The sequence below is a fragment of the Paucibacter sp. TC2R-5 genome, from assembly GCF_025717605.1.
Classification (GTDB): Bacteria; Pseudomonadota; Gammaproteobacteria; order Burkholderiales; family Burkholderiaceae_C; genus Paucibacter_A; species Paucibacter_A albus.
Genome location: NZ_JAJIRQ010000006.1, coordinates 29,918 through 53,773 on the forward strand (window position 1 = coordinate 29,918; position 23,856 = coordinate 53,773).

20 protein-coding genes are annotated in these 23,856 nt (G+C 62.8%); 12 read left to right on the forward strand and 8 right to left on the reverse strand.

The features are described from left to right. The first annotated feature begins 5 nt into the window (after positions 1-5). The 8 genes from LNV08_RS14830 to LNV08_RS14865 all read left to right on the forward strand — a co-directional run bounded on the left by LNV08_RS14830 (position 6) and on the right by LNV08_RS14865 (position 7,998). Positions 6-866 carry an N-acetylmuramoyl-L-alanine amidase gene (locus LNV08_RS14830; protein WP_318014126.1) on the forward strand — a complete coding sequence of 287 codons (861 nt, stop codon included), beginning with the start codon at positions 6-8 and terminating at the stop codon, positions 864-866. A gap of 13 nt (positions 867-879) precedes the next feature. Continuing rightward, positions 880-1,890, forward strand: a complete 1,011-nt coding sequence (locus LNV08_RS14835; RefSeq protein WP_263534502.1) for an ABC transporter permease — start codon at positions 880-882, stop codon at positions 1,888-1,890. A 62-nt stretch (positions 1,891-1,952) separates the two neighbouring features. After that, positions 1,953-2,819, forward strand: a complete 867-nt coding sequence (locus LNV08_RS14840; RefSeq protein WP_263534770.1) for an ABC transporter permease — start codon at positions 1,953-1,955, stop codon at positions 2,817-2,819. Next, a complete protein-coding gene (locus tag LNV08_RS14845; RefSeq protein WP_263534503.1) occupies positions 2,819-3,805 on the forward strand; it encodes an ABC transporter ATP-binding protein in 987 nt (328 codons plus the stop codon). The genes LNV08_RS14840 and LNV08_RS14845 overlap by 1 nt, the downstream gene beginning before the upstream one ends. Next, the gene (locus LNV08_RS14850) at positions 3,798-4,772 is read left to right on the forward strand and encodes a peptide ABC transporter ATP-binding protein (protein WP_263534504.1); all 975 of its coding nucleotides are present in this window, start codon (positions 3,798-3,800) and stop codon (positions 4,770-4,772) included. The genes LNV08_RS14845 and LNV08_RS14850 overlap by 8 nt, the downstream gene beginning before the upstream one ends. A gap of 119 nt (positions 4,773-4,891) precedes the next feature. Beyond that, entirely contained in the window at positions 4,892-6,484 is a 1,593-nt protein-coding gene (locus tag LNV08_RS14855; RefSeq protein WP_263534505.1) for an ABC transporter substrate-binding protein, read from the forward strand. Between the two features lie 3 nt (positions 6,485-6,487). Further along, on the forward strand, positions 6,488-7,393 hold the full coding sequence (locus LNV08_RS14860; protein ID WP_263534506.1) for a LysR family transcriptional regulator: 906 nt from the start codon (positions 6,488-6,490) through the stop codon (positions 7,391-7,393). Further along, a complete protein-coding gene (locus LNV08_RS14865) occupies positions 7,390-7,998 on the forward strand; it encodes a M15 family metallopeptidase (RefSeq protein WP_263534507.1) in 609 nt (202 codons plus the stop codon). Before LNV08_RS14860 ends, LNV08_RS14865 begins: the two co-directional genes overlap by 4 nt. Positions 7,999-8,048: 50 nt before the next feature. Here LNV08_RS14865 and mepA read toward each other — a convergent pair whose 3' ends face one another. Together mepA and dacB are read right to left on the reverse strand one after the other, a co-directional pair. Then, positions 8,049-8,867 carry a penicillin-insensitive murein endopeptidase gene (gene mepA / locus LNV08_RS14870; protein WP_263534508.1) on the reverse strand — a complete coding sequence of 273 codons (819 nt, stop codon included), beginning with the start codon at positions 8,865-8,867 and terminating at the stop codon, positions 8,049-8,051. Positions 8,868-8,988: 121 nt separating this feature from the next. Beyond that, positions 8,989-10,467 carry a D-alanyl-D-alanine carboxypeptidase/D-alanyl-D-alanine-endopeptidase gene (gene dacB, locus LNV08_RS14875; RefSeq protein ID WP_263534509.1) on the reverse strand — a complete coding sequence of 493 codons (1,479 nt, stop codon included), beginning with the start codon at positions 10,465-10,467 and terminating at the stop codon, positions 8,989-8,991. Positions 10,468-10,785: 318 nt separating this feature from the next. Between dacB and LNV08_RS23075 the strand changes: the two genes are divergently transcribed. Beyond that, positions 10,786-13,632, forward strand: coding sequence for a TonB-dependent receptor domain-containing protein (locus LNV08_RS23075; protein WP_318014127.1), 2,847 nt, complete (start codon positions 10,786-10,788; stop codon positions 13,630-13,632). A gap of 107 nt (positions 13,633-13,739) precedes the next feature. Here the strand turns inward: LNV08_RS23075 and LNV08_RS14890 are convergent, their stop codons facing one another. The 3 genes from LNV08_RS14890 to LNV08_RS14900 are packed head-to-tail and all read right to left on the reverse strand — an operon-like array spanning position 13,740 to position 17,208. Beyond that, entirely contained in the window at positions 13,740-14,642 is a 903-nt protein-coding gene (locus tag LNV08_RS14890; RefSeq protein WP_263534510.1) for a S66 peptidase family protein, read from the reverse strand. 13 nt (positions 14,643-14,655) lie between these two features. Then, positions 14,656-15,840, reverse strand: a complete 1,185-nt coding sequence (locus LNV08_RS14895) for a class A beta-lactamase-related serine hydrolase (protein ID WP_263534511.1) — start codon at positions 15,838-15,840, stop codon at positions 14,656-14,658. Positions 15,841-15,855: 15 nt separating this feature from the next. Beyond that, complete coding sequence (locus LNV08_RS14900; protein ID WP_263534512.1) at positions 15,856-17,208, reverse strand: D-amino acid dehydrogenase; 1,353 nt, start codon at positions 17,206-17,208, stop codon at positions 15,856-15,858. Between the two features lie 85 nt (positions 17,209-17,293). Here LNV08_RS14900 and LNV08_RS14905 point away from each other — a divergent pair, with 85 nt between their 5' ends. After that, positions 17,294-18,289: a succinylglutamate desuccinylase/aspartoacylase domain-containing protein gene (locus tag LNV08_RS14905; protein WP_263534513.1), complete on the forward strand. Its 996-nt coding sequence runs from the start codon at positions 17,294-17,296 to the stop codon at positions 18,287-18,289. A gap of 24 nt (positions 18,290-18,313) precedes the next feature. On the opposite strand, the gene LNV08_RS14910 is transcribed toward LNV08_RS14905, so the two are convergent. Beyond that, positions 18,314-18,541: a (2Fe-2S)-binding protein gene (locus LNV08_RS14910; protein WP_263534514.1), complete on the reverse strand. Its 228-nt coding sequence runs from the start codon at positions 18,539-18,541 to the stop codon at positions 18,314-18,316. Positions 18,542-18,666: 125 nt separating this feature from the next. Then, positions 18,667-19,146, reverse strand: a complete 480-nt coding sequence (gene bfr, locus LNV08_RS14915; protein ID WP_263534515.1) for a bacterioferritin — start codon at positions 19,144-19,146, stop codon at positions 18,667-18,669. 177 nt (positions 19,147-19,323) lie between these two features. Here bfr and hemP point away from each other — a divergent pair, with 177 nt between their 5' ends. Further along, entirely contained in the window at positions 19,324-19,548 is a 225-nt protein-coding gene (gene hemP / locus LNV08_RS14920; protein ID WP_263534516.1) for a hemin uptake protein HemP, read from the forward strand. Between the two features lie 278 nt (positions 19,549-19,826). Beyond that, positions 19,827-20,810 carry a choice-of-anchor A family protein gene (locus LNV08_RS14925; protein WP_263534517.1) on the forward strand — a complete coding sequence of 328 codons (984 nt, stop codon included), beginning with the start codon at positions 19,827-19,829 and terminating at the stop codon, positions 20,808-20,810. 145 nt (positions 20,811-20,955) lie between these two features. Here LNV08_RS14925 and secA read toward each other — a convergent pair whose 3' ends face one another. After that, positions 20,956-23,700: a preprotein translocase subunit SecA gene (gene secA, locus LNV08_RS14930; protein WP_318014128.1), complete on the reverse strand. Its 2,745-nt coding sequence runs from the start codon at positions 23,698-23,700 to the stop codon at positions 20,956-20,958. Between the last annotated feature and the right edge of the window lie 156 nt (positions 23,701-23,856).

Here is a 23,856-nt window from a genome sequence, read left to right on the forward strand (position 1 = left end):
AAGCCATGCCAAAAACCCTGCACTCAAAGTCCCTGCTGGCCCTCACATTGGCGCTGCTGCTCAGCGCCTGTGCCACCACGCCCGGCGGCCCCCACATCGACCGCAGCTACAGCTCGGACAACCAAGACAGCCGGGCACTCTTTCTGGTCCTGCACTACACCGTGCTGGACTGGGAGAAATCACTGCGCGTGCTGACGAAAGGCGGCCAGGTCAGCAGCCATTACCTGGTGCGCGATGAGCCCGCGCGCAGCTATTTGCTGGTCGACGAGAACCGCCGCGCCTGGCACGCAGGCCCCAGCTTCTGGGCCGGCCACACCCAGCTGAATTCCTCCTCCATCGGTATCGAAATCGTCAACGCCGGCTATGTGGACACACCCGCCGGTCGGGTTTATGCAGACTTCCCCGAGCAGCAGGTGCAGGAAGTGATTCGGCTGGTCAGGGACATCGTGGCTCGCCACCAGATCCGCCCCGAGCGCATCATCGGCCACGCCGATATCGCCCCTGGCCGCAAGCAAGACCCCGGCCCTAAGTTCCCCTGGAAGCGCCTGGCCGACGAAGGCATCATCCCGTGGCCGGATCTGGCGCAGGTGAAAGACAAGATCGCGCTGTTCGAAAGCCTGCCGCCGGGCGCGGCTTGGTTCCAAGACAAGCTCGCCCGGGTTGGCTACAAGCTGGCGCTCACCGGCGAATTTGATCAAGCGACCAAGGATGTGATCTCGACTTTTCAGATGAAATACCGCGCTAGCGATTACAGCGGCACGCCCGACGCCGAAACCGCCGCGCTGCTGGAGGTGATGCTGAGCCCGAACGGCATGTTGCTGAACACGCCGACTCAAGGCGCCAAGCCCTACACCCCGCGCTGGTAGACGCTTAAGCACCATGTTCGCCTTCATACTCAAACGACTAGCCGCTCTGCTGCCTACGCTGCTCGGCATCACGCTGGTTTCTTTCGGCTTGATCCGGCTGATCCCAGGCGACCCGATCGAGGTGATGATGGGCGAACGCAGCCTTGAGCCCGAGGCCCACGCCGCGCTGGTCAAGCAAATGGGGCTGGACCAATCTTTGCCCGCTCAGTATTGGGATTACGTCAGCAAGCTGGCGCAGGGCGATCTGGGGCAATCGCTGGTCAGCCGCGAATCGGTGGCGAGCGAGTTCGCCACGCTGTTCCCGGCCACCGTGGAGTTGGCGGTGGCCGCGCTGCTGATGGCCGTGACACTGGGTCTGCTGCTGGGCGTGCTGGCCGGGCTCAAACGGGGCTCCTGGCTGGACCAAGGCGTGATGGGCGTGGCGACGGTGGGCTACTCGATGCCAGTGTTCTGGTGGGGGCTGATTCTGATCATGTTCTTCTCGGTGCAAATGAGCTGGACGCCGATCTCCGGGCGCATCGGCATCGAGTTCGAGGTAGTGCCCATCAGCGGCTTCATGTTGTTCGACGCCTGGGTCTCGGAGGAAGCCGGCGCCTTTCGTTCGGCCTGCTTGCATCTGCTGCTGCCGGCGCTGGTGCTGGGCACCAGCACCATGGCAGTGGTGGCGCGCATGACGCGCTCGTCGATGCTGGAGGTGCTGCGCGAGGACTACATCCGCGCTGCCCGCGCCAAGGGCCTGTCACCGGCGCGCGTCATCTTCGTCCACGCGCTGCGCAATGCCTTGATCCCGGTGCTGACCGTGATCGGCATGCAGGCCGGCAGCCTGCTGGCCGGTGCGGTGCTGACCGAGACGATCTTTTCCTGGCCCGGCATAGGCAAATGGCTGATCGATTCGATTGCCAGGCGCGACTATCCCGTCGTGCAAGCCGGCATCTTGATTTCTGCGCTGAGCTTCATCCTCGTCAACCTAGGCGTCGATCTGCTCTACGGCGTACTCAACCCGCGCATCCGCGCCTCGCATTGATGACCCAGGCCCTCCTCAAGCAGCAACAGGCGCAGGAGCAACTACAAGCGCCCGCATTGCCTATGCCCACTCCCTGGCGCGAGTTCTGCAGCGGCTTTGCCGCCAATCGCGGCGCCTTGTTCGCTTTGGTGGTGTTCGCGCTGATCGCTACGGCCGCCGTGCTGGCGCCTTGGCTGGCTCCGTACAGCCCGACCGAGCAGTTCCGCGACCATATGCTGACCCCGCCGGTGTGGGCCTCATCCGGCAGCACGCGCTTTTTGCTCGGCACCGATGAGCTGGGCCGCGACATGCTCTCGCGCCTGCTGCATGGCGGGCGCATTTCGCTGGGGATCGCACTGGCCTCGGTGCTGCTGTCTATGCTGCCCGGCGTCAGCCTGGGGCTGCTGGCCGCCTTTCAGCCGCGCTGGCTGTCGCCCCTCATCATGCGCGTGATGGACATCATGATGGCCCTGCCGGGCCTGCTGCTGGCGATCTGTGTGATCACGGTGCTGGGGCCGGGCCTGATCAACACGGTGATCGCGATTGCCATCGGCGCGCTGCCCGGCTATACCCGCCTGACCCGCGCCAGCGCTCTGGCCGAGATTGGCCGCGACTATGTCACCGCCAGCCGCATGGCCGGTGCCAGCTTGCTGCGCCTGATGTTCATCACCGTACTGCCTAACTGCATGGCGCCACTGATCGTGAACGCGACGCTGAGCTTTTCTTCGGCCATTCTGGAGACCGCCGGCCTGGGCTTCTTGGGCCTGGGCGTGCAGGCGCCGCTGCCCGAGTGGGGCGGCATGCTGTCGGCGGCGCGCGACTATATGCTGCGCGCGCCCTGGGTGGTGACTCTGCCGGGTTTGAGCATTCTGACCACCGTACTGGCCATCAATCTGATGGGCGACGGCCTGCGCGACGCGCTTGACCCCAAGCTGAAGGTCTTGCACTGATGGCCGCGCTGCTGACAATCAAAAACCTGCGCGTGCAGTTCGGCGCTTTCCCGGCCGTCGACGGCCTTGACCTGAGCCTGGACGCCGGCGATTTGCTGGCCATTGTGGGCGAATCCGGTTCGGGCAAGTCGGTCACCATGCTGGCCTTGATGGGCTTGATCGATGCGCCCGGCCGGGTGGCGGCGGATACGCTTGAATTCCAAGGCAGGGACATGCTGCGGATGAGCGCGGCCGAGCGCCGCAAAATCATCGGGCGCGAGATCGCCTGTGTGTTTCAAGATGCCTTGAGCAGCTTGAACCCGAGCTATAGCGTCGGTTTCCAGATCGGCGAAGTCTTGCGCGTGCATCTGGGCTTGCGCGGCGCGGCCCTCAAGCGCCGAGTGATCGAGTTGCTGGAGCTGGTGGAGATCCCTGATGCCGCGCGGCGCTCCGAGGCTTACCCGCATCAGCTCTCGGGCGGCATGAATCAGCGCGTGATGATCGCAATGGCGATCGCCTGTGGGCCCAAGCTCTTGATTGCCGACGAGCCCACCACCGCGCTGGACGTCACCATTCAAGCTCAGATCATGGCGCTGCTCTTGCGCTTGCAGGCCGAGCAGGGCATGGGCCTGCTCTTGATCACGCATGATCTGGCCGTGGTGGCCGAGATGGCAGAAGCGGCCGAAAGTGCCCGCGCCGGCAGCAACCAGGTCGCGGTGATGTATGCCGGTCAGGTGATTGAAACCGGCGCGGCACCGGCGATCTTCGAGGCGCCCAAACACCCTTACACGGCCGCATTGCTGGCCGCGATTCCGGAACATAACCGCGGCGCCCAGCGGCTGGCGGCGCTACCGGGCATCGTGCCGGGCGCGCTGGACCGGCCCCTCGGCTGCTTGCTTGCTCCGCGCTGCGGCCAGGTGCAGCCGCGCTGCCAGAGCGAGCGCCCTGCGCTGCTGACCGGAGTGCGCTGCTTTTTCCCGCTGACAAGGAACTCAGAGCATGTCTGATGCCACGCCTTTGGTCCATGCGCAAGCCTTGAGCCGGCATTACAAGGTCGTGCAGGGCTGGCTGAAACCGAAAACAACGGTGAAGGCGCTCGACGGTGTCTCCTTCCAGCTCTGGCCGCAGCGCACGCTGGCGGTGGTGGGCGAGTCAGGCTGCGGCAAATCAACGCTGGCGCGCCAGCTGACGCTGATCGAAGCCCCCAGCTCGGGCAGTTTGCAACTGAGCGGCGTGGATGTGGCTGGCGCCGACAAGCCAGCCTTGAAGGCGCTGCGCCAGCAGGTGCAGATGGTGTTTCAAAACCCTTTTGCTTCGCTCAATCCGCGCGCCAGCATTGGCGCCACGCTGGATGAGCCACTCAGCCTCAACACCTTGCTAAGCCCGGCCGAGCGGCGTGAACGCATCGAGGCGCTGGTCGCCAAGGTGGGCCTGCGAGCCGAGCATTTACAGCGTTATCCGCATATGTTCTCCGGCGGCCAGCGCCAGCGCATTGCCATCGCCCGGGCGATGATGCTGAACCCCAAGGTGGTGGTCGCGGACGAACCGGTGTCTGCCCTCGATGTGTCGATACAGGCGCAAATCCTCAACCTCTTTCTGGATCTGCAGGCCGAGTTCAAGACCGCTTATGTCTTCATCTCCCACAACCTCAGCGTGGTCGAGCATGTGGCCGACGATGTGATGGTGATGTACCTCGGCCGCGCGGTCGAGGTCGGCCCCAAAAAGACCCTGTTCGCGCGGCCCTTGCACCCCTATACGCAAGCACTGATGAGCGCCACGCCGGCCCTGCGCGCGGCCGACCGGCGCGTGCGAATTCAGCTCCAAGGCGAGCTGCCCAGCCCGCTCAAGCCGCCGCCCGGCTGCGCCTTCCACCAGCGCTGCCCCTTGGCGCAAGCGCGGTGCCAACAAGAGGCGCCGCAATTGCGCCCGCTTGACGGCCGGCAAGTGGCCTGCCACGTCGTCGGCAGCGCCTGAGCCCCTGCCCCATAATCAAAACTTATAGACACCGGCCTTCTATTCACTTGTGGTGATGGCCTTGCGCTTTCAACAATGCGTTGGATTGCCCTCTTCCTTGCCTGCTTGGCTTGCCCCCTATGAATCTTCAGCGCTTCACCGTCTTGCGAGTCCTGCTTGGCTTCGCTGCGGCCTTGATGATCGGCCTGCCGGCTTTGGCCAAACCGCTGGTGTATTGCGCCGACGCCAGCCCCGAGGGTTTTGACCCCGGCATGTGGGACAGCGCCAGCACCAACACCGCCACCGGCCAGATGTTCCAAGGCCTGCTAGGCTTCAAGCGCGGCGGCACCGAGCTGCAGCCGCAGCTGGCCAGCGCCTGGACCATCTCGCCCGACGCCAAGAGCGTCACCTTCACCCTCAGGCAAGGCGTGAAGTTCCACCAAACACCCTACTTCACGCCCACACGCGAATTCAATGCCGATGATGTGATGTTCACTTTTGAGCGTTTCATCGACCCGCAACACCCCTTCAACAAAGCCTTCCCTGCCACCTTTGTCTACGCGCAGAACCTCGGCCTGGCCAAGCTGCTGGAGGGCATAGACCGCATCGACGATCACACGGTGCGCTTTCGCTTGAAGGCACCCAATGTCACTTTTGCTGCCAACTTCGCGATGGCCTGGGCCGGCATTCACTCGGCCGAATATGCCGCCCAACTGCTCAGCCAGGGCCGGGCCAGCCAGATCAACACCCAACCGATAGGGACCGGCCCCTACCGCTTCAAGTCCTATGCCAAAGACCATGTGCTGCGCATGCAAGCCAACCCGGACACCTGGGGCCCCCAGCAGCAGACCGAAAAGCTCATCTTCAGCATCAGCCGAGAACCCAATGTGCGGGTGCAAAAGCTGCTGGCCGGTGAATGCCACATCACTGCGGCGGTGCGCGACCTTGACCTGAGCGCGATGGACGGCCGCAAGGACATCACGGTGATGAAAACGCAGGCGCTGAACATCTCCTACCTGGCTTTCAATTTGCGCAAGGCACCGACCGACAGGCGCGAGGTGCGCGAGGCGCTGGACATCGCCATCGACAGGGATTCGATCTTCAAAGCGCTGTTCCCGCGCGGCGATGCCTTGCAGGCGGTCAGCGCTTTTCCGCCCGCGATTGCCGGCTTCAACAAGGCCTTGAAGAACGAATACAACCCCGCCCGCGCCAAGGCCTTGCTGGCCAAGGCGGGCTTTGCCGACGGCCTGGAGCTGGACCTCTGGGCGCTGCCGGTGGCCAGGCCCACCAACCCGAATGGGCAGTTGATGGCGCAGCTGATCCAGCAAGACTGGGCCAAGATCGGCGTCAAGGCCCATATCAAGACCTTTGAGTGGGGCGAGTACCTGAAGCGGGCCAACAACGGCGAACACAGCGTCTATATGAGCGGCTGGGCCGGCGAGACCGGTGACGCGGATGAATTCTTAACGCCCAATTTGAGCTGCGCGGCCAACAAGACCGGCATCAAGTTCTGTAACCCTGAGTTCGAGCGCCTGATCGACGCGGCCCGCGCAAGCACCGACCCACAAAAGCGCGTCGCCCTGTACGAGCAAGCACAAGAGATATTCAAACGCGAGCGGCCCTGGATCACGATGGCGCACTCGACCGTCTACATCCCGATGCGCAAGGATGTGCAGGGCTTCGTGATGGCGCCCAATGGCAGCGTTGACTTCGAGCATGTGTACAGAAAATAGCCTATGAGATTACGCCATATCGAGGTCTTCCACGCCATCATGCAGGCCGGCACCATCAGCGGTGCCGCGCAATTGCTGCACATTTCGCAGCCGGCGGTGACCAAGGTCTTGCAGCATTGCGAGTTGCAGCTGCGCATGAATTTGTTTGACCGCGTGCGCGGCAAGCTCTACCCAACGCCGGAAGCACACCGGCTGTTCATCGAGGTGGACAAGCTCAACCGTGATCTGGTCGGTATCCGGCGCCTGGCGGCGAATCTGCGCAGCGGGGAGTCGGAACTGGTGCGGCTGGTGGCCACGCCGACCTTGGGCGCGGCGGTGATTCCGATGGCCATGACGCAGTGGTGCAAGGCCTTCCCGCAAAGCCATTGCTCGCTGGCCACCAACCACACGCGCGAGATCGTCTCCGCCCTGCTCTTGGGCGAGGCCGACCTGGCCTTGTCGCTGCAGGACCCGCATCACCCCGGCATCAAGGCCGAGGTGCTGGCCAGCGGCTTGATGACGGCGTTATGCCCCTTGGGCAGCCCGGAGGCCGCCGAAAGCGGGCCGCTGTCGCTGGAGCAGATTCGCACGCCCTTGGTCGGGCTGGCTGGCGATGATCCGCTCGCCGCCCTGGTGCATAGCAATGCCGAGGCGCTGGACACTCCCTTGCAAAGCCGCATCACCGTGCAGACTTATCAGCTGGCTCGGGCCTTGGTGGAAGCCGGCGTTGGCATGACCTTGGTCGACCCATTCACCGCCGCGTCGGCCGACCGCAGCCGCGTCTGCCTCAGGCCGCTCAGCCCTGCCGTGCCGGTGCAGCTGTATCTGCTGACCACCGCCAGCGCGCCGCTGGCCCAGACCGCGCGGCGGCTGGTGAAGTATCTGGGCGAAGCCGCCCGTAAGAGCCTGGAAGGATTGAACACCGCATGATGATGATTGCCTGCGAAGACGTCCCCGCGCACGCCGACTTCTGCTCGTTGCTGAGCCTGAGCGAGATTGATCTCGATTTGCGCTACGCCACGCCGGACAACTTTGTCCAGCGCGCCGTCTACGGCGGACTCGACTGTGCCTGGCTGCGCCGCGAGGCCGCCGCCGCCTTGGTCAACGCCGCCCAATGGCTGGCGACACAGCGCCCCGGCTACCGTTTGCGGGTGCTGGACGCGCTGCGCCCGCAACGCGTGCAAGAAGTCTTGTGGGCCGAGCTGCAGGGCACGCCGCTGCTGCAGTACCTGGCCGAGCCGCAGCGGGGCTCTATCCATTCCTTCGGCATGGCGCTAGACCTCACCATGCTGGACCCGCAGGGCCGCGAGGTCGATATGGGTTCGGGTTTTGACGAGATGAACCTGCTCTCGCACCCCGATCACGAGGCCGAACACATGGCCTTGGGTCTGCTGAAGCCCGCACAAATCGCCGAGCGTGGCTGGCTGCGTGCGGCGATGCGGCAAGCCGGCTTTCAAGGCATCCACAGCGAGTGGTGGCACTTCGATTTCGGCGACCGGGAGGCGGTGCGGCGCGATTTGCCGCGCGTGCTCTAGGGTGCTCTAGGGTGCTCTAGGGCGCTCTAAGGCCCACTAGAGCGGCTCGCTCAGCGCGCCTCCAGCACCTGCTGACAATCAGCCGGCAGATCCGCCATGGTCAGCGGCGCAGGCTTCACTGCAGGTGGCTTCGGGTGCAGCGCTTCATCGGTGAACCACCAATCCAGGGAGGCATCACAGCCGTCGCCCTCGGGGGTCGGGTCTTGCGCCTTGCATTGCGCGTCGCCCTCGGGGCAGAACAGGCGCACATGGAAGTGATAGTCATGGCCATGCTCGGGGCGAATTTTGCGCAGCCAACTGGCGCCCTTGGCGCTGCGGCACAACGCGCGCTTGATGGCGGCATTGATGAAAATGCGCTGAACTTTAGGGTCTTCGGCGGCAGCGCGCAGCACGGCCTGATGGCCGGGCGTCCAACTCGCCCGGTCCACGTCCAAACGATCTGCCCGCACCACCGTGATGGACGAGACTTGCTCGCGCTGCGCGCTCGTCATGCGCTGGGCCGGCATCGGCTTGAGCCAGATGTCCACATCCAGGCCCAGCTGGTGCGAGGCATGGCCGGTCAACATAGGGCCGCCGCGCGGCTGCGCGATATCGCCGACCAGAATGCCCGGCCAGCCGCTGGCCTGCGCCGCGAGCGGCGCAAAACGCTCGACAAAACGAATCAAGTCCGGATGCCCCCACATGCGCTGGCGCGAGGGCCGCATCGCCTGCCAATGCGGCCCATCCAGCGGCAGCGCTTGCGCTCCTGCCACACAGCCCCGGGAGTAAAAGCCTATGGTCTGCGGCGGCAAGGCGGCCGCGCTGCGCACCTTGCCAAACAAAGTCTTGGCGGCCGGCAGCTCGGCCGCAGTCTCCTGGCCTTGCGCCATAGCAGGCCCCCATCCAAGGAAGATCCCGAGGAAAAACCCGAGGAACAGACCTTGACTCAAGGCGCGAGCGATGTGCGTTCCAATTTGCATAGGTTTGAAGTCGAAAAGCCAAAGGCGCTGTTCAATCATTTTGGCGTGCCACCCAATTCACCAAGGCATCCAGCACCGGCCGCCCCTTGGCGCCGGTGTCAGGGCCATTGAGCATGACGACGACGACCCAAGGGCGCTCTTGCGCGTCCCGCACATAACCGGCCAAGGCAACGGCTTCATTTAGCGTGCCGGTCTTCATGCGGGCGCGGCCCTCGGCGGGCGCGCCTTTAAAGCGCCGGCTCAGCGTGCCGTCCACACCTGCCACCGGCAGCGTCGTCAGCAGCTCGGGCGCATGAGGCGAGTCCCAAGCCTGCGCCAACACGGCCGCCAGCTGTGCCGGCTTGATGCGCTCGCTGCGCGACAAGCCCGAGCCGTTGTCCAGCACCAGGCCGGCACTGTCCAAGCCCTTGGCAGCGAACCAGTCACGCACGGCCCGCTCGGCCGCCACTCGCGTGACTTCGCCCGGCTGGGCCGCCGCCGCGCCCAGGCGCAGATAGGTCAGGCGCGTCAGCAAATTGTCCGAGCGCTTCATCATGCCGCGCAGCACCTCGGCCAAGGGCCGACCCTGATGGCTAGCCAATAGACGCGCGTCGCTCGGGGTGACTGCTTCACGGTCCAATTCGACAGCGCCGCCCATCACTCCGCCCAGTTCTCGCCACATCTGCCGCAGCGCCTGCGCCGTCAGCCATTGGCGATCAAGCAGATTCAGCTCGGTAGTCTGGCGGCAATTGCGCGGGAAGGCCCCACCCAACTGGATGCGTTGGCCTTGCGATGTGCTGCTGACTTGCGGCGTCAGCCAGTCCTCATCCCAGTCCTTGCAGGGCTTGTCGTTCAGCGTCATGGCCGAGGTATCCAGCTCGATGCCGGGCCAGGCCGGCGAGACGCGGGCTCGCAGGGTCGCCGCATCCGCGCTGAGCCGAAAGCTCAAGACAGCGCCGCCCAGATTCAGCGCATCGGGCACGGCGTTATAGGCAAATTCCGGCGCTTCGTCGAAGGGCGCCAGGCCAATGTCCAAACGCGCCGGGCGAAACAGGCTGCGGTCCACCACCAGGCCGCCTTGGATCTCGCGCACGCCCTGCTCGCGCAGTTCACGCAGCAGCATTTGCAGCGCGCCCCAGTCGAGGTCGGTATCGGCTCCGCCGCGCAGATACAGCGGCCCCTGCAACACATCGCCCACCAAGGGCGCGGCAGCGAGCAGGTCGGTGCGGCCGCGCGCGTTCGGTCCCAAACGGTCCAGAGCCACCAGCGTGGTCACGATCTTCATGGTGGACGCCGGCTGCATGGCCAGCTCGGCATTGAGCTGCAAGGCGCGTGTGCGGTGATGCAGCGGATAGGCAACCACGCCCAGCGTTGCCTGCGCCACGCCGGCCTCGGCCATCGCCTGCGTCACCTCGGCCGGCAGCGTCGGCGCGGCGCGCATGCCGGCGCAGCCCCCCAGCGCCAAGGACAAGACGGCAAGACTGAGGACTTGGGCCATGCGGCGGAATTCGGCTTTGTTGTTCAATGGCATGTGGTGTCGCGGCAAGCTCTGAAGACAAAGCCCAGGTCGGATATCCACACGCCTGGGCCTAACAAGCGCCAATGTAGCCTTAGGTCGAGGCGGCGACCGACTTTGGCCTATGAATTCTTGTGCGCCCTGCGTCTGTTGCAGGCATAGCCCCACGCCGGCGCATTCCAACAGGTTATGTGTGCACCTCAAGCATTCATTGCGATCTAAGCAACAAATGCGGTCAACCCCTCTGGCCGGCGCCGCAGTCCTAACGGATCATGGATTGGACATTGCAACACCCCACCCTCCCCATCCTTCCTCTAGTCCCGGAGCTTCCCGATGAAATTGAACACCTTGACACGCAAACTCGCGCTGATCGGCCTCGGCGGCCACCTCAGCTTGATCGGCGGCATGGCCTTGGCTCAAAGCAGCGAGGCGGTGCAGAAGATTGAACGCGTTGAAGTGCTCGGCTCGCGCATCAAGCGCCTGCAAGACGAAGGCGCTTTGCCGGTACAAGTGATCACAGCGGCGCAGTTGGCGCGTGACGGCATCGTCTCGGCCGAGCAGCTGATGGGCCGCATCACCTCCAACGGCAATGGCCTGGACAATATGGCCAGCCAGTCCGACGTGGTCGGCGGCGATGCGCGGGGCAATAACGGGGCGAGCTTCGCCAACCTGCGCGGCCAGGGTTCGCGCAATACCTTGGTGCTGCTGAATGGCCGGCGCATCGCTGCCCACGGCCTCAATGGCACGGCCGTCAACCTCAACACCATTCCGATGGCCGCGATCGAGCGGGTTGAAATTCTCAAGGACGGCGCCTCCGCGCTCTACGGCACCGACGCCATCGGCGGCGTCATCAACTTCATCTTGAAGAAGGACTTGAGCGGCCTCAATGTCCAAGCCTTCACCGACATGGCCCAAGAAAGCGGCGGCAATATCACCCGCTTGTCGGCCTCCGGCGGCATCGGCAATCTGGCCACCGATGGCTATAACGCGATGTTCGCGCTGGCCCGCACCGAGAACAAAATCCTCAAGGGCACGCAGCGCGACTTCGTCAATACCTTCCAGCCCGACCGCGGCTTGTCGGTCGATACGCGCGGCACCCCGGTCGCCACGGTGTTTGCCCGCGCAGGGCTGACCACCATCCTGAGCCCCAGCAGCTCGGGCGTGCTGCTGCCCGGCGGCACGCAGCGCTATAACGGCATCAATATGCTGGGCTTGCCCGGCGCTGCGGGCTGCCAGACCATGCCTAACTCGCAAGCCTACGACGCCAAGCTCTGGGCCTCGCCGGGCACCGAATATGGCTGCGCCTGGGACACGGGCGTGTCGGCCACGCTGCAGCAGCCGGTCACCAACACCAGCTTTGTCGGCCGCCTCAGCAAGAGCTTTGGCGAGCATCTGCTAACGGCCGAATTCGTCGGCGCCAAAATTGACTCGGCCAAGGAGTTCTCCGAGGTCCAGCTGATCTCCAGCAGCACCAACAAATACCTCTACCCCAGCACCGGGGCTTCATACAACGCCGTGTTTGATTCGATCGTCAAGGTCTTCCCCAGCATCGCGGCCAACAAGGGCAACCCGATTGCATTCCGCTGGCGTTGCATGGATTGCGGCCCGCGCGAAATTGCCACCGAGACCGAATCGGCACGCTTCTTCGTTGGTCTGGACGGCCCGCTGCCCTGGGCCGGCTGGGACTATAAAACCGGCGTCTCCTCGGCCTATAGCGATGACAAGTCCAAGCTCGGCAGTGGCTACTACTTCCGCGACGGCATGGTCGCCGCCATCGGGTCCGGCAATCTCGACCCATTTTTGCTGCCCGGCAAGGCGCAAAGTGCGGCCGGCCTGAGCGCGCTGGAGGCCGCCTCGGCCCGCGGCGTGACCCTGTATGGCGGCAAATTCGAGGTCCTGCAGGGCGACTTCTCGGCCAGCGGGCCGGTCGCCAAGCTGCCGGCCGGCATGATGATGGCGGCCGTCGGCCTTGACCTGCGGCGCGAGAAGTTCAACTTCAAGGGCGCCGACGGTGCGCCCAATGGCGCGGTGGTGATCGCCGCACCATTTGACTCCAGCAATGCGGTGGACGGCGTCACCCGCGATGTCAAGGCTGCCTATGGCGAGTTGATGATCCCGGTGCTGAAGAATCTGGAAGTCACCGCCGCCGTGCGCACCGATGACTACACCGGCTTTGGCCGCACCACCAATCCAAAGGTCTCGGCGCGCTTCGCCCCGGTGGAATCGCTCGCCTTGCGCGGCTCCTATTCCACCGGCTTTCGGGTCCCCACCTTCAACCAAGCCTTGAACGGCGCCACGCGCTCACCCTTTGACGGCAAAGACCTGGTCGACCCGGCCGCTTGCCCAAGCTTGGTGGTCAACCCGAACAATCCGAAATGCGTGGCGGTGTTCCCGGACATCGTCAACGGCGGCAATATGAAGCTGGGCCCCGAGACCTCCAAGCAAGCGGCCTTTGGCCTGGTCCTGGCGCCCTTCCAGCAGACCTTGCTGTCGCTTGATTGGTGGCAGATCGAGCGCAGCGACGCGATTCGCACGCCCTCGCTGGACGAGTTGAAGAACAACTACAGCCGCTTCCAGGATCGCTTCTTGCGTGATCCGAGCGGCAACCTAGTCGGCGTTGACCAGCGCTGGTTCAATGCCGGCGGAGCCAAGTCCTCAGGCCTGGAGCTGAGCGCCTCCACCAGCGGAAAAGCGCTGGCGGGCACGTGGTCGGCCAGCCTGGAGGGCTCTTACCTGCTGAACAAGAAGTCGCGCATCTCGGATACTGACCCTTGGGGCCCGAGCGAGTTGGGACAGTTCAACCGCTATGACGACCCCGGCATCCGCTGGAAGCATGTGGCCAACCTCACTTATGCCCAAGACAGCTGGAGCAGCACCTTCACGCAGCGCTATACCGGCGGCTATACCGACGCGGTGTTGCCCGGCGTGGCCAACGGCACGGTCAAGCCGGCCAATTGGCAGGCCGACGTCAAGTCCTATATCGTCTATGAACTCTCGGCCACCTATCGCGGCTTCAAGAACCTGAGCGTGACCGGCGGCATCAAGAACTTGTTCAACACCAAGCCACCGTTCAGCGCTTACTACGACGCCGATCTCGGCTCGGGCAGCTCCTGGGACCCTCGTGTGGCCGATCCGCGTGGCCGCGCCTTCACCTTGCTGGTGGACTACAGCTTCAAGTAATACAGCTTCAAGCGAAACTCAGGGCCGCTGCGGCGGCCCAAGTGCTGTGAACAAAGCCCCGCCAGCTTGCGCCGCGGGGCTTCTTTTATGTCAGCTCGATGTGCGCTTCAAAGCATGCGCAAGCTGCGTGCGCGCACATCCATCATGACGGGCAAACCCAGCGGCAAGGGCAGATGCGGCCGGCAATGCCCGGCAGGCCAGCCGGCCAGGATGGGCTTGTTCAAGACAGGCAGGTAGTCGGCCAGCACCGCTTCGGCCGATTCAGCCTCACTGAAGCTGCCGATCAAGAAGCCCGCCGCAGCGTCCAGCACACCGGCCTGGCGCAGCTGACACAGCATGCGATCGACCCGGTAAGGCTCTTCGCCCACCTCCTCCAAAAACACGATGGCGCCCTCGGCTCGGGGCGCCCAGCGCGTGCCGAGCAGCGCGGTAAAGACCGCCAGATTGCCACCGATCAAGCGGCCCGCCACGGCCTCGCCTTGGTTGAGTTCATGCGCGGGCAAGGCCGGCGCCAGCAGATCACCGACCCGCAGGCCCCGGTGCAGCAAGCCGAACAAGGCCTGCGCATCATCGCCGGCATCATCGTCGAGCAAATTCGAGGCCGGCATCGGCGCATGCAGGCCAGGCAGACCCAAACCGTCGCGCAAAGCGTGCAAGGCGGTGATGTCGCTGAAGCCAATCAATAACTTTGGATGACGACGCATCAGCTGCGTGTCGATCGCTGCCAGCAAACGCGCCGAGCCGTAGCCGCCGCGCAGGCACAGCACGGCATCCACTTCGGGGTCGGCAAAGGCGGCGTGCAAATCGGCCAGGCGCTGCTCATCACTGGCAGCCAGATGGCCCAGCAACGCCGGGCCTGCGCAGCCCGGCAAGACCTTGGCCCTGAAACCATGCGCAGCCAACAGGTCCGGCACCTGCGCCAATTGCCCCGGCTTGGGCGGGCCGGCCGGCGCGATCACGGCCAGGCAAGCGCCCTGAGGCAAGGGGGAGAACAACGGCAGATCGTTCAAATCAGTCTCCAAATCAGCTGCCCAAATAGGCCCGCAAGCCGCTGTCTATGGCCGCGCCCAATGCCGGCAGCTTCCAGGTCGTGGCGGCGCGTGGATCGGGTGCGTAGCGACTGCCCAGATTGCTGGTCAGCGCAATCAGGTAATGGCGCTTGGCAGGGGCCAGGCCGCGCACGATGCCGGCGTCGGCTGTGTAGTTTTCGGTATTGCCGGTCTTGTGCGCAAACAGCACTTCGGCCGCCGGCATCGATTCTGACTCTGATGCAGCCTTACTTTGCCAACGCTGCGGCAGCTGCGCCGGCAGCCCAGGCACCCAACCGGGCAAGCCGAGCAAGGACGCGCTGGACAAAACCTCATGAAGCGACTGCTGCTCCAGGCAGAACATCACATGGGCATGGCTGGCGCCGAGCAGTGGCGCATGGCCAGCCGGCAACCAGGGGGCGGGCGGCGCCTGCGCGTCCAGCAACCAGAGCAGGCGCAAGCTGTCCCACGCGGTCATCTGCAAATGCCCAACGCCGGCACCGGCAGCATTGCCCCAGCCGCCGTCGGCGCGGGTATTGGCCAGCCGCAAGCTGCTCAGGCCAAGCTCAGCAAACAGCAGATGTAACTCGTTATGCACCTCGACCGAACCCTCGCGCCGAATCGCGCCGCAGGCGTGCAAATGCATGATGAGCGCCGAGGTCGAGCGATTGCAGCTGATCGCCGTCATATCAAAAGCCCAATCGCTTAAGGGGCGAGCGCTGCCGTCGAAACTCAAAACCGCCGCCCAGTCACTGCGTCCTTGATCAACCAGCCTCGCCACGCCGACCAACACCATCAGCTTGAGCAAGGAGGCCGGGTAAGGCGCCACAAAGCGCTGCGGGCCGCTGCCCGTCAGCGGCGTCCACGGCAGGCCGGACCAATCACTGCCCGGCAACCACGCGATGGAGCGGCCCTGCTCGTCTTGCAGATCGGCCACAAAACGGATGTTTGACACCGACGCCGCTGGCCCCAGATCGGCAATCAGTCCCTCGGGCTGCTCGCGCGAGAACAGCACATTGGCAAACACCGGCGCTGCGCCGGGCGCAAACGCGGCCACCGCCAGGTCTATGCTGGGGAACTGCGCCAGCGGCGCGCCGCCCTGCATCGCATCGGGCGTGGCCTCAAAATGCTGCGCGCGCACGGCTGCGAGCAGCAGCTGCGCCAAGTCTTCATGCCTCATTGCGGCTCCGCTGGTTCAGGGATATTGCAGACCTTGCAGGTCGATCGGGCTGGCGCGCCCCGCGACCAGTTCGGCCACGATATTGGCCGTGCCAAACGAGAAGGTAAAGCCCAATGCACCATGGCCGACATTGAGCCACAAATTGCGCACGCCCGAAGCGCCCAAGATCGGCGCGCCACTGGGCGTCGCCGGGCGCAGCCCGGCCCATTCGGTGGCCAGCGCATAGTCGGCGGCCTGGGGAAAGGTGGCCAACACGGTGCGACGCAGCGAGGCGATGCGAGCCGGGTCAATGCGCTCGTCATCGCCCACCAGGTCGACCATGGCCGCTACCCGCAAGCTTTCGCCAATGCGGGCGTAAACGACTTTTTTCTCAAAGTCGGTCACGCTGACCAGGGGCGGGCGATGTTGCGCAGCGATCGGCGCCGTCAGGCTATAGCCTTTCAAAGGGTAGATGGGCAGCTTGATGCCGGCGCTCAAACCCAAGCCCCGACTCTGCAGGCCGGCGGCAAGCACAAAGTGCTCGGCGGCGATTTCTCCTGCACTGCTGCGCAGCGCCACGGCACTGCCGGCGCGCAGCACGAAGCCCTCGGCATTGGCACGCAGCAGACCGCGAAAGTTGGTGTGCTTTTGCAGTCGCTGCAGCAGCAAGTCGCAAACCCGGCGGCAATCGGCCACCGCCTCACCGGCGGTGAAGATGCCACCGGCCAAATGGGCATCGCTGAAGCCCAGCGCCGGCTCCAACGCCACGCACTCATCATGCGACAAGGCCTGCTCCGGCCCGACCTTGCCGGCATTTGCCTGCGCGGCGATGCGAGCCGCCACGCGCGCGAACTCCTGCGGCTTGCGGTAGACCACCAGCTTGCCTGGCTCGCGCAAGGCGATCTCATCCAGACCGGCCTCACTTCGCAAGGCGTCAAAAGCGGCATGGCTGTAGGCGCCCAGCGCCAGCAAGCGGTCCGTCATACGACGGTTGACCGGGCCTCGGCAGGCACGCAGGAAGTCAAACATCCACGACCATTGCTGCCAGCGCAACTCGGGCTTGAAACGCAAGGGGCCGTCGGCATCCAGCAGCCAGCGCAGCGCCTTCAGCGGCACGCCCTCGTCGGCCAAGGGCGAGACATAGCGATAACTCAACTGCCCTCCATTGGCTTGGCTGGCACCCGCAGCAACCTGGCTCGCACGCTCGACCAGGGTCACCGCCAAGCCCCGCTCGGCCAGGGCCCAGGCTGTCGTCAAGCCGACGATGCCGCCGCCAATCACCACACAATGCTGCATCGGGATTCTTCTAGGTTTGATTGATGCGTCAGCGTAAGCACAAACATGCACCGGAGCCAATGAAAGCAGCGGCGGCAACCATAACTTCGCCATATGGCCGCTGGCCGATTAGCTCATCGACGCAAGGCCGCAGCGGGCCCAAAATACACTCACCCGATACCTATACAGAGAAGGCCGCATGAGCTTCGACAATCACCCCACCCATCTGCGCATCCACCAATATGCGGGCCTCAAATCCGGCCCCAAATTGCTGGTGACCGCGGCTGTGCATGGCAACGAGACCTGCGGCGTCAGCGGTATCGAGCAGGTGATGGCCGCCCTGGACAGCGGTGCCTTGCAGTTGCTGCGCGGGACGCTGACCTTTGTGCCCATCGCCAACCCGCTGGCCCACCAACTGGGCCGCCGCGAAGGCGAGCGCAATTTGAACCGCAACCTGCACCCGGCCGTGATTGCGCAAGATTTCGAGGACCGCGTCGCCGCGCGGCTGTGCCCGCTATTGGCCAGCCATGATGTCTTGCTGGATCTGCATTCCTTCCAGAGCCAAGGCCAAGCATTTGTGATGTTAGGTCCGCAGGACAACGCGGGCGATCTTGAGCCCTTTGCGCATGCCAGCGCCGAAGCGGCACTGGCCAAATGCCTGGGGCCCGCGCGTATTGTCGAAGGCTGGCTATCCACCTATGAATTGGGTCTGCGCCGGCGTGCGGCAAACAAGCACGAAGCATTCGCCCCAAGGCAAGACTTGACCCTGGACCCGCATTACGGCGTCGGCACGACCGAATACATGCGCAGCCAAGGTGGCTACGGTGTCACCTTGGAATGTGGTCAGCATCTCGACCCGCAGGCGCCCGAGGTGGCACGTTTGGCCATCCTGCGCAGCATGGCCCTGCTCGGTTTGATATCGCCCGAGTCTGCTCCGGCGCAGCAGCCGAGCCGGCCCGCCGAAGTGCTGCAGCTGTATGAGGTGATCGACAGGCAGCACTCGGACGACCGCTTCGAGCAAGCCTGGACCAGCTTTGACGCGATCTCGAAAGGCCAGAAAATTGGCACGCGTCACGACGGTAGCGCGGTGCTGGCGGCTGCGGATGGCCGCATCGTGTTCCCCAATAGCAAGGCTTTGCCGGGCCAGGAGTGGTTTTATTTGGCGCGGCCTAGCCCGCGCGATTTGAGCGCCTAGTTGAGCGATTAAGCCTCTAGCGACTCAGCGCAGGCTGACCACGGCCCAGGCCGCCCGCTCGCTACGGCAGGCGCCGGCACAGCCACTCTTGGCCAGTGCCGCATCAAAAATCTCGCGTGCGCAGTCCCCGCAGCAACCGCAGGCACTGGCCACGCCTGTTTCATCCTGCAAGAGCTCGAAATTGCTGACGCCGGACGCCACTTGGGCATGGATGTCGCGATCGGAGACTCGGCGGCACAGACAAACAATCATGGGCTAAGCGAAAGAAAGGCAACTCGTATTGAGTTGCCTGGACTTTAACGCAAATGCGAATGTTTCTCAATGTCATTCAAAAAGCCATCCCATTCATCGGAGATTGAACGGCGGCTTTCTGAAGCTCAGGACCCGGCCCCGCCCATTTGCGACTGCAGCCAGTTCTGCTCGCCCAGCTGCGCGACCAGGCCGATCTGGGTTTCTAAATGGTCGATATGGTCTTCGGTGTCTTTGAGGATGCTGCACAGCACTTCGCGCGAAACATAGTCACGCACCGACTCGCAATAGGCAATGGCTTCTTTCAGCCCGGGCTGTGAGCCCGCTTCCAATTTCAAATCGCAGTGCAAGACTTCGACGGCGTTTTCGCCGATATAGAGCTTGCCCAAGTCCTGCAAATTCGGCAGGCCGTCCAGCATCAGGATGCGATCCATCAGCTTGTCGGCATGCTTCATTTCTTCGATCGACTCGTCATGCTCATGCTTGGCCAAACGCTCAAAGCCCCAATTTTTGAGCATCCGGTAGTGCAAAAAGTACTGATTGATCGCAGTCAACTCGATCTTGAGCTGTGCATTCAGATAGTCCAAAACCTTTGCGTCGCCTTGCATGGAAGTCTCCTCAATGAATCTGCAACTATTGTGCGCGGTGTGCGGAAGTTCACCAACGCAAAACCATGAATTTTTAGGGTGAAGAAGAAGCGTTTGCAAGGCAAGGGCGCGCAAGCATCAAGCCAAATTTGCAGAAATTCATTGCCAGTGCGAATCATTCGCATTTAAGATGCGAACATGCAGACCTCTACCTCCACCGACAAAGCAGCAGGCGCCCCTGCGGCTGCCAATGATTGCGACCCAAGGGCAAGGCCCACGCCTGGGCTGACGCTGATGGATTCACGCAAGAGAATCAGCAGCCAGAGCCTTTTGGGCAATGAGACAGAGATTGAAATCGAGCATGGCCAGCAACTCTACCGCCTGCGCTTGACGGCCTTGGGCAAACTGATCCTGACCAAATAGGCCGTCATTTGTGAACCCTTGAGCACCCCGCCGGGCCGCGGCTTGGGCGGCTGATTCAGGGAGCCATTCAGCAGCCAAGAGCCTTTACTCCGTCCGCTGGACCTGAACAAGCAGGCCAAGACCTGGCAGTTCATCCATTCAAGTTCGCGTTTTCGTGCAAAGCGCACAAACCAAAGCAATACCACTTCCGCTCGACCGCACTTTTCATCGGTGCTTTCCCTAGAATTCTGAGCATGGCGGGGCATCCTCCGCTGTGATCGAAAACTCATCTAATCGAGGTGTTTCAGGTGAAAAGCAAAATGTTGAATCGTGCAAGTGGTCTGAAGTTGGTTTCTATCGCAGCGATGGCCTTGCTGGCCGGTGCGGCACAGGCGCTGCCGGTGATGGATCTGGGTGTTGCCAAGAACTACAGCGGGTTCTTCTTTGGCAATGCCACCAAAGTCATGGACGTTGAAGGCAAGTTTGCTGTCGGCGGAAATTTAGATACAACCGGATTTTCCTTCGGCTACCGCACATCGGCTGATGTTGACGGACCAAGCTTGGTCGTTGGCGGCAACGTAAAACTTGGCTCAGGCCAGATCAACAAGGGTCCGGGGAACAACATCGACACCAATGCTACCGTTGGGCCTATTACTAGTTGGCAGAAGCCAATTGGCTATGGTGTCTACGGCGGTACCAATACTTCCTCCTCACCACATGATTTGCGTCAAGGCAATGTGATCGACTTTGGCGCCGCCAAGACTCAACTTACGACACTGTCTTCAACGCTAGCGGCCGAAGCTTCAAATGGCTTGGTCGAGCGCAAATGGGGTGGCCTCTACCTGACGGGCGACAACAAAGCCGATGTGCAAGTATTTAACGTGTCAAGTGGCCCGCTAGGCAACCTCGTCTTGGCGAATGTCAAAGAAGGCGCCCATGTATTGGTGAATGTGTGGGGGCAGGAGGCGCTGACGTTTTCGGGTGGTCAAGACGGCCAGTTGAATGCCCTGCGCAGCAGCGTTCTATTCAACTTGGTTGACGCAACCAGCGTCGACATTCGGACCTTTACGTACGGCACTATCTTGGCGACCAAAGCCAACGTCATAGGCACAGGTCATATCGAAGGTTCAATCATCGCCAATTCCATTTCCGCGCAAGTAGAAATCGGCCATGAGCCCTTCCGAAATGTTTCCGCCGTCCCCGAGCCAGAAACCTACGCCATGCTGCTGGCCGGCTTGGGCGTGATTGGCTTTATGGCACGCCGCCGCAAGATTGGCGCTTAAATAGCAGGCAGATTTCGCCCGCAAAACAAAGGCTCCTACGGGAGCCTTTTTCATGTGCAGCCGCGCCAAGAAGCAAAAAGGGCCGCATCCTTGCCGGACGCGGCCCTTTCTTTTTAGATGCTCAGCTGAGCTGAAGACCTAGCGATCAGGCCAGCTTGCCGTGGCAAAGCTTGAACTTCTTGCCGCTGCCGCAAGGGCAGGGGTCGTTGCGCCCCACATGGCCGTACTTGCCGGCATCGAAGTCGGGGGCCGCGTCTTGCGACACCGAGCCGTCCTCGTTGGGGTGCGTATAGGTGACGTTGCTGACCCGCTCGGCGCGGGCTTCGATGGCTTCGGCCGCCCGGTTGGCTTCTTCTTGCGACTGGATGCGCACATTCATCAGCGTGCGGGTGACTTCCATCTTCACCACATCCAACAACTGCGAGAACAACTCGAATGCTTCGCGCTTGTACTCCTGCTTGGGGTTCTTCTGCGCATAGCCGCGCAAGTGAATGCCCTGGCGCAGATAGTCCAGCGAAGCCAGATGTTCGCGCCAATGCTGGTCAATGCTTTGCAACAAGACCATGCGCATGAACGGCGTCAGTTGATCGATGCCAACACGCTCCACCTTGTCGGCAAACACCGTGTCGCCGGTCTTCACAACCAGATCCAGCACATCCTCATCGGTGATGGAGTCGCTCTTGTCGACCATGGCCGTCAAAGCCACCTCGAGCTGCCATTCATCTCGCAAGACGCGTTCCAGACCGGGCAGGTCCCACTGCTCTTCGACGCTTTGGGAAGGCACAAAGCTGCGCACCACATCACCCAGCGTGCTGGCGCGCAGATTGTTGATTTGCTCAACCAAGCTTTGCGCTTCGAGGATGTCATTGCGCTGTTGGTAAATCACCTTGCGCTGATCGTTCGACACATCGTCGTACTCGAGCAACTGCTTGCGTACGTCAAAGTTGCGCGCCTCGACCTTGCGCTGCGCGCTTTCGATCGAGCGGCTGACGATGCCTGCCTCGATCGCCTCGCCTTCGGGCATCTTCAGGCGGTCCATGATGGCGCGCACACGGTCACCCGCGAAGATACGCATCAGCTGATCGTCCAGCGACAAATAGAAACGCGAGGCACCAGGGTCACCCTGGCGGCCCGAACGGCCACGTAACTGGTTATCGATGCGGCGGCTTTCATGTCGCTCGGTGGCGATGATGCGCAGGCCGCCGGCGGCCTTGACTTGCTCGTGCAGGCCGGCCCACTCATCCTTCAACGTCTGAATCTGTAGGGCCTTGTCGGCCTCGGCAACGCTGGCGTCGGCTTCAATCAGCTTGATCTGATTCTCGACATTGCCGCCCAACACAATGTCGGTGCCTCGACCGGCCATATTGGTCGCAATCGTGATCATGCCGGGCCGCCCTGCCTGTGCCACGATCAGCGCCTCTTGGGCATGCTGCTTGGCGTTGAGCACCTTGTGCGGCAATTTCTCTGCCGTCAGCAGCTTGGAGATGTACTCGGAGTTCTCGATCGAGGTGGTGCCGACCAAGGTCGGCTGACCGCGTTCATGGCTGTCCTTGATGTCGGCGACGACGGCGTGGAACTTTTCAAACGTGGTCTTGTAAACCAAGTCCTGTTCGTCCTTGCGCTTGGTTGGACGGTTAGGCGGAATCACCACCGTTTCCAGGCCGTAAATCTCCTGGAACTCGTAGGCCTCGGTATCGGCTGTGCCGGTCATGCCCGAGAGCTTGCCGTACATGCGGAAGAAGTTCTGGAAGGTGATCGAGGCCAGCGTCTGGTTCTCGCTCTGGATCGCCACGCCCTCTTTGGCTTCCACGGCTTGGTGCAGGCCGTCACTCCAGCGTCGACCTGTCATCAAGCGGCCGGTGAATTCGTCAACGATGATGACCTCACCGTTTTGCACCACGTAATGTTGGTCGCGGTGATAGATATGGGTGGCACGCAGCGCGGCATACAGATGATGCATCAGCGTGATGTTGCCGGCGTCGTAGAGGCTCGCACCTTCCACCAACAAACCCGCTTCGCTCAACAGGCGTTCGGCGTTTTCATGGCCGTCTTCGGTCAGATAGACCTGATGCGACTTCTCATCGACGGTGAAGTCGCCCGGCTCGATCACGCCTTCGCCGGTGCGAATATCCAACTCGCCGATTTGCTTCTTCAGGCCCGGCGCGACCTTGTTGATGGCCAGATACACATCGGTTTGGTCATCGGCTTGGCCGGAGATGATCAAAGGCGTGCGCGCCTCGTCGATCAGAATCGAGTCAACCTCGTCAACGATGGCGAACGCCAGCGGCCGCTGCACGCGGTCCGACACCTCGTGGACCATGTTGTCACGCAGGTAGTCAAAGCCGTATTCGTTATTGGTGCCATAGGTCACGTCAGCGGCGTAAGCGGCCTGCTTCTCTTCACGCGACATCTGCGCCAAATTGACGCCAACCGTCAGACCCAGGAAGTTGTAGAGCCGCGCCATCCATTCGGCGTCGCGCTTGGCCAGGTAATCATTGACGGTCACCAGGTGCACACCCTTGCCGGTCAAGGCATTCAGGTAGACCGCCAAGGTTCCCATCAAGGTTTTGCCTTCGCCGGTCCCCATCTCGGCGACCTTGCCGGCGTTGAGCACCATGCCGCCAATCAACTGCACGTCGAAGTGGCGCATCTTCAGCGCACGTTTGCCGCCTTCGCGAACAACCGCAAACGCTTCAGGCAGCAAAGAGTCCAAGGTTTCGCCCTTGGCCAAACGCTGCTTGAACTCTTCGGTCTTGGCCTTCAGAGCGGCATCATCGAGTTCCTCGAATTGCGGCTCCAGCGCATTGATCTGCTGGACGGTGCGGCGGTAGCCTTTAAGCAAGCGCTCATTACGGCTACCGAAAATCTGGGTGAGAAGCTTGGGCAACATGCAGCGTGATGATTGAATCGTAAGTTCTGGGAGCGGCATGGCCGCCCCCTGGGGTTGGCGGTCGCTATAGGCAAACAAACTCTCTTGTTTGCCCCGAGCTAGGCCCCTGAATTCTTCTTGATGCTTGGCCCATATGAGGCGCATTCAGCGCACTGC

What these genes read in the sequence shown, in the direction of transcription:
- LNV08_RS14830 (WP_318014126.1), top strand. Translation starts at nt 6, where the DNA reads ATGCCAAAAACCCTGCACTCAAAGTCCCTGCTGGCCCTCACATTGGCG.
- LNV08_RS14835 (WP_263534502.1), top strand. Translation starts at nt 880, where the DNA reads ATGTTCGCCTTCATACTCAAACGACTAGCCGCTCTGCTGCCTACGCTG.
- LNV08_RS14840 (WP_263534770.1), top strand. Translation starts at nt 1,953, where the DNA reads ATGCCCACTCCCTGGCGCGAGTTCTGCAGCGGCTTTGCCGCCAATCGC.
- LNV08_RS14845 (WP_263534503.1), top strand. Translation starts at nt 2,819, where the DNA reads ATGGCCGCGCTGCTGACAATCAAAAACCTGCGCGTGCAGTTCGGCGCT.
- LNV08_RS14850 (WP_263534504.1), top strand. Translation starts at nt 3,798, where the DNA reads ATGTCTGATGCCACGCCTTTGGTCCATGCGCAAGCCTTGAGCCGGCAT.
- LNV08_RS14855 (WP_263534505.1), top strand. Translation starts at nt 4,892, where the DNA reads ATGAATCTTCAGCGCTTCACCGTCTTGCGAGTCCTGCTTGGCTTCGCT.
- LNV08_RS14860 (WP_263534506.1), top strand. Translation starts at nt 6,488, where the DNA reads ATGAGATTACGCCATATCGAGGTCTTCCACGCCATCATGCAGGCCGGC.
- LNV08_RS14865 (WP_263534507.1), top strand. Translation starts at nt 7,390, where the DNA reads ATGATGATGATTGCCTGCGAAGACGTCCCCGCGCACGCCGACTTCTGC.
- mepA (WP_263534508.1), bottom strand. Translation starts at nt 8,867, where the DNA reads ATGGCGCAAGGCCAGGAGACTGCGGCCGAGCTGCCGGCCGCCAAGACT.
- dacB (WP_263534509.1), bottom strand. Translation starts at nt 10,467, where the DNA reads ATGCCATTGAACAACAAAGCCGAATTCCGCCGCATGGCCCAAGTCCTC.
- LNV08_RS23075 (WP_318014127.1), top strand. Translation starts at nt 10,786, where the DNA reads ATGAAATTGAACACCTTGACACGCAAACTCGCGCTGATCGGCCTCGGC.
- LNV08_RS14895 (WP_263534511.1), bottom strand. Translation starts at nt 15,840, where the DNA reads ATGAGGCATGAAGACTTGGCGCAGCTGCTGCTCGCAGCCGTGCGCGCG.
- LNV08_RS14900 (WP_263534512.1), bottom strand. Translation starts at nt 17,208, where the DNA reads ATGGCGAAGTTATGGTTGCCGCCGCTGCTTTCATTGGCTCCGGTGCAT.
- LNV08_RS14905 (WP_263534513.1), top strand. Translation starts at nt 17,294, where the DNA reads ATGAGCTTCGACAATCACCCCACCCATCTGCGCATCCACCAATATGCG.
- LNV08_RS14910 (WP_263534514.1), bottom strand. Translation starts at nt 18,541, where the DNA reads ATGATTGTTTGTCTGTGCCGCCGAGTCTCCGATCGCGACATCCATGCC.
- bfr (WP_263534515.1), bottom strand. Translation starts at nt 19,146, where the DNA reads ATGCAAGGCGACGCAAAGGTTTTGGACTATCTGAATGCACAGCTCAAG.
- hemP (WP_263534516.1), top strand. Translation starts at nt 19,324, where the DNA reads ATGCAGACCTCTACCTCCACCGACAAAGCAGCAGGCGCCCCTGCGGCT.
- secA (WP_318014128.1), bottom strand. Translation starts at nt 23,700, where the DNA reads ATGTTGCCCAAGCTTCTCACCCAGATTTTCGGTAGCCGTAATGAGCGC.